Annotated in this window: 4 protein-coding genes; 3 read left to right on the top strand and 1 reads right to left on the bottom strand. The window is 65.2% G+C overall.

The genetic code is table 11. The features are described 5' to 3' along the window. The coding region (locus HKL97_RS07250; protein WP_291423891.1) for an SLC13 family permease at positions 1-961 on the bottom strand (961 nt) is incomplete at its 3' end. A gap of 104 nt (positions 962-1065) precedes the next feature. On the opposite strand from HKL97_RS07250, the gene HKL97_RS07245 reads away from it, so the two are divergent. The 3 genes from HKL97_RS07245 to alaS all read left to right on the top strand — a co-directional run. Further along, positions 1066-1902: an undecaprenyl-diphosphate phosphatase gene (locus tag HKL97_RS07245; protein ID WP_291423889.1), complete on the top strand. Its 837-nt coding sequence runs from the start codon at positions 1066-1068 to the stop codon at positions 1900-1902. A 3-nt stretch (positions 1903-1905) separates the two neighbouring features. Next, a complete protein-coding gene (locus HKL97_RS07240) occupies positions 1906-2667 on the top strand; it encodes a GDSL-type esterase/lipase family protein (RefSeq protein ID WP_291423887.1) in 762 nt (253 codons plus the stop codon). A gap of 54 nt (positions 2668-2721) precedes the next feature. Then, positions 2722-5232: alanine--tRNA ligase (gene alaS / locus HKL97_RS07235; protein WP_291423885.1), on the top strand; the 2511-nt coding region annotated here is incomplete at its 3' end.

The following is a 5232-nucleotide window of genomic DNA, read 5'->3' as shown; positions in this document are numbered from 1 at the left end:
GTCCCAGACCAGCCTCCCAGCCCGCCGCGCCACCTGCCTGTCCCAGCAATCGGGCCAGCGCCGCCACCACGCCTGTGCGGTCCAGCGCCGCCACCATCACAAACAATCCTGCCACCAGCGGCAGCACATCCCATGAAATGTTCCTCAGCATCTCCCAGGGCGGCTGGCGGGCGGGCAGCAGCACCACCGCAGCGGTCCCCAGGCCGCACAGCAGAGTTGGCAGCCCCAGCGGCACCCCCCAGGCCGAGGCCGCCATTAGCACCACCGCCGTTCCCGCAATGCCCAGCCCGGCGTGCCGCCCCCCGGCGGAGAGCTCCGGCTGGTGCGCCTGCGCCACCAGCGCCTGCGCCAACGCCCGCCGTTGCGTGAAGCGCAGCAGCAGAAACGTCGCGCCAACCGTCACCACCGATGCCAGCCCGAACTGGCGCACCCACCCCAGCAACGGCGGCAGCGCCGCGCCGTAAACCACCAAATTGGCCGGATTCGAAATCGGCAGCACGAACGATGCCGCGTTGGCGACAAACGCGCAGATCAGCAAAAACGGCAGCGGCTGCTCCGCTTTCACCGCCCGTGCCATCGCCGCCACGGCAGGGGTGAACACCACGGCGGTCGCATCGTTGGAGAGAAACATCGTAACCACCACCGCCATGCCGTAGATCATCGCAAACAGCCGCGCCGCCGAGCCCCCCGCGCGCCGTGCCACCCAGCCGGCCGCCCAGGCGAACAATCCCTGGTCCGCCGCCAGCTCGGCCAGAATCATCATGCCCGTGAGAAACAGGTAAACATCCGTCCCCTGCCCCACTCCGCGCACCGCCGCCCCAACCGGCAACAGGCCAAAGGCGACCAGCGCCAACGCCCCCGCCAGCGCCGGCACCACCTCGCGCACCCCCCAAGGCCGCAAAATAACGCCGCCCACGCCTAGCGCGACGACACTCCAGGTCACCCACGCTGTCAGCACCACGCCACCCCGCCCGTATTGTTAAAACGCTTCATACGTCAGGCTTAGCAGTGGCAAAAATTTCCGCAATGCGGCAAAGGAGGCGCCATACCGCCCAGGGAGTTCCCATGAGTTTTCTACATGCCATGATGTTCGCCGTCCTGCAGGGCGCCAGCGAGCTGTTTCCCGTCAGCAGCCTCGGCCATGCAGTCGTTGTGCCCGCCCTGTTGCATTGGGGGATAAACCAGGCCAGCCCCGGTTTTCTGCCTTTTCTTGTCATGTTGCATCTGGGTACCGCCATCGGCATGCTGCTGTTTTTCTATGCTGACTGGCTCGGCATGCTGCGCGGCGTCCTGGGACTTGGCTACGCCACCGAGGTGAAAACCCAGCGCGCCCTGCTGCTGCGGCTCATCATCGCCACTCTTCCCGCCGTCATCATCGGCTTCATCATCAAAAAACCGGTGGCGCATCTCTTCGCCAGCCCGCTCATCGCCGCGCTGTTCCTCATCGCCAACGCCGGGCTGCTGTTTCTAGGCGAGCGCCTGCGCGGGCGCGCCCTGCGCAACAGCGCCACCCTCACCAATGCAGACGCGCTGGTCATCGGCTTTTTCCAGTGCCTCGCCTTCCTGCCCGGAATCTCCCGTTCGGGTGCCGCCATCGTCGGCGGTCTGCGCCGCGGCGCGGGGCATGAGGAAGCCGCCAAGTTCGCCTTCCTTATGGGCACGCCAGTGATCTTCGCCGCCAGCGTGCTCGAGGTCCCTAAACTCGCTCACGCGCATGAGCTCCACTCCCTGTTCGGCGCCGCCACCTTCGCCGCCGTTGCGGCCGGGGTGGTCGCCTATGCCAGCACCGCGTTTCTCATGCGCTATTTCCATAACCACGACTCCTGGGCCTTGCTGCCCTTCGCCTGGTATTGCGCCCTGCTCGGCGCCGCCAGCTTCACACTGCTGCTGTTTGGCCTGTAAGCCATGAAGCGCCTGCTCCGCGTCCTTTTCCTGGTCCTTCCCCTGGCCACCGCGCCACTGGCCGCGCAGGCGCGCGTCAACCTTGCCGAAGCGCCCATCGGCCGCACCAGCCTGCCATGGTGGCGAGCCCGCTTCACCCGCACACTGGAACAAGCCAAAGCCGACCCCGGCGCCAAAATCATCTGGCTGGGCGACTCCATCACCTACTACTGGCAGCGCCACGGCGGCCATGGCTACGACGACATCCTCCCTGTCTGGAACCACTACTACGCCCCCTATGCCGCGCTTGACTTCGGCTTCATCGGCGACACCACCTCAAGCCTCATCTGGCGGCTGGACCACGGCCAGGTCGCCGGGCTGCATCCGCGCCTCGTCATCATCCTCATCGGCGCCAACAACTTTGGCCGCGTGCATTGGGATGCAACCATGACCGTCCCGGGCATAGAGGCCGTGGTGGCCAACACACGCCGTCACCTGCCACAAACCCACATCCTGCTGCTCGGCGTGCTGCCGTCCATCCGCTCTCCTTGGGTGGATGCCCAAACCACTGCCACCAACGCCGCCCTGGCCCGCCACTACGCGGGCAACCCCGATGTCACCTTCATCGATGTGAGCCACGTGCTGCAAAAACACGGCAAAACCGACGCCTCCCTCTATGTCGACCCGCGGCTGACCCCGCCTGAGCCCGCCCTGCACCCCAACGCCACCGGCATGGCCCGCATCGCCGCCTTCATCCAACCCACGGTCGAAAAATACGCCCGGTAACTTCCTGCGCCCCCAGACTTGGCGAAAAGCGGGCAAACCTGTAATCCCGGTAACATGGTCACCAGCAACGATATCCGCGCCACCTTCCTCAACTACTTCGCCCGCAACGGCCACACGGTCGTGCCCAGCGCCCCGCTGGTGCCCCGCAACGACCCGACGCTGCTCTTCACCAGCGCCGGTATGGTGCCGTTCAAAAACCTCTTCACCGGGCAGGAGAAGCGCTCTTATGTCCGCGCCGCCTCGTCGCAAAAATGCGTGCGCGCCGGCGGCAAGCATAACGACCTGGATAATGTCGGCTATACCGCCCGCCATCACACGTTCTTCGAGATGCTGGGCAATTTCTCCTTCGGTGACTATTTCAAGGAACAGGCCATCCTCCACGCCTGGACCCTGCTGACCAAGGATTTTGGTCTCCCCAAGGATAAACTCCTCATTACAGTTTACCACACAGATCACGAAGCGGCCGATCTGTGGAAAAAAATCGCCGGGGTGGCGGACCAAAAAATCATCCGCATCCCTACCGACGATAATTTCTGGAAAATGGGCGACACCGGCCCCTGCGGCCCCTGCTCGGAAATTTTCTACGACCACGGCGAAGGCATCCCCGGCGGCCCGCCCGGCTCCCCGGATGAAGACGGCGACCGCTTCATCGAGATCTGGAACCTCGTGTTCATGCAATATGAGGAAGGCCCGCCCGGCACCCGTAACCCGCTGCCGCGCCCCTCCATCGACACCGGCATGGGCCTGGAGCGCTTCGCCGCCATCCTGCAAGGCAAACACGACAATTACGACACCGATACTTTGCGCGCCCTCATCATGGCCTCGGCCGAAGCCACCGGCCAGGACCCTGACGGCAGGTTCAAGACCAGCCACCGCGTGGTGGCCGACCATTTGCGCTCCACCTCATTCCTGATGGCTGACGGCGTGCTCCCCTCCAACGAGGGGCGCGGCTATGTGCTCCGCCGCATCATGCGCCGCGCCATGCGCCACGCCCACCTCATGGGCGCCACCGAGCCACTGATGCACCGCCTCGTCCCCGCGCTGGTCCGCCAGATGGGCCAGGCCTACCCCGAACTCAACGCCGCCGAACCGCTCATCACCGAGACATTGCAACTCGAAGAAAACCGTTTTCGCGCGATGTTGGACCGGGGCATTTCCCTGTTGCGTGAAGAATCCGATGCCATCCCTGCCGGCGGCGCCCTGCCCGGCGCCGTGGCGTTCAAACTTTACGACACTTATGGTTTCCCCCTTGACCTCACCCAGGATGCCCTGCGCGAGGAACAAAAAACCGTTGACATCGAAGGCTTCAACGCCGCCATGGACGAACAGCGCCGCCGCGCCCGCGCCGCCTGGGCCGGCTCCGGCGAAGCCGCGACCGAGACTGTGTGGTTCGAGCTGAAGGAACAGCTCGGCGCCACCGAATTCCTGGGCTACGCCACCGAAACCGCCGAAGCCACTATCACCGGCCTCATCGTCGACGGCCAGCCAACCAGCCACGCGCTGCCGGATCAATCCGTCGCCATCCTGCTCAACCAAACCCCCTTCTATGCCGAAAGCGGCGGCCAGGTGGGCGACACCGGCTACCTCACCGGCCCCGACAATCTGCGCATCCGCATCACCGACACGCAAAAGAAGCTTGGCGAACTCTTCGTCCACCTTGGCGTGGTGGAGGCGGGCACCGCGCGCACCGGCCAGCCCGTTCTGGCAGCGGTGGACCATGCCCGCCGCGGCGCCATCCGCGCGCACCACTCCGCCACCCACCTGCTGCACGAGGCGCTGCGCCGCGCCCTTGGCACCCATGTCATGCAAAAAGGCTCGCTCAACGCGCCAGACCGCCTGCGGTTTGACATCTCCCAGCCCCGCCCCATCACGGCAGAAGAACTGGCCATCGTGGAGCGCGAAGTAAACACCCGCATCCGCGAAAACGCCGAAGTCACCACCCGGCTGATGACCCCGGATGAAGCCGTTAAGCTAGGCGCCATGGCGCTTTTTGGTGAAAAATACGGCGATGAGGTCCGCGTGGTGGGCATGGGCAACCCTGATGACACCAAATCCGCCTGGTCGGTGGAACTCTGCGGCGGCACCCATGTTTCGCGCACCGGTGACATCGGCCTCTTCCGCATCACCTCCGAAGGTGCCGTCTCCGCGGGTGTGCGCCGCATCGAGGCCCTGGCGGGCGCCGCCGCCATCGCCGCTGTTGAGGACGAATCCCGCCTCCTCGCGCAAACCGCCGCCACGCTGAAGGCCCAGCCTGCCGAACTCCCAGCCCGCATCACCCAGCTCCAGGACGAGAAAAAGCGCCTTGAGCGTCAGGTCGCCGAGTTGCAGAAGAAACTGGTGCTCTCTACCGCCGCCGCTAGCGTCGAGACCATCAATGGTGTCAAAACCCTGCTCCGCCATGTCGGCGACATCCCGGCGAAAGAGCTCAAACCCATCGCCACTGACCTGCTGAAGTCGATCGGCTCGGGCATCGCCGCCCTCATTGCCACCGCTGACGGCAAAGCCGCCATCATCACCGCCGTCTCGGATGATCTCTCATCCACCCACAGCGCGGTCGACCTCGTC

Origin of the sequence: Acidocella sp. (assembly GCF_013044125.1) — a bacterium.
GTDB lineage: Bacteria > Pseudomonadota > Alphaproteobacteria > Acetobacterales > Acetobacteraceae > Acidocella.
Note: the sequence above shows the minus strand (reverse complement) of the source record. Positions and strands in the feature narration are given on the sequence as shown.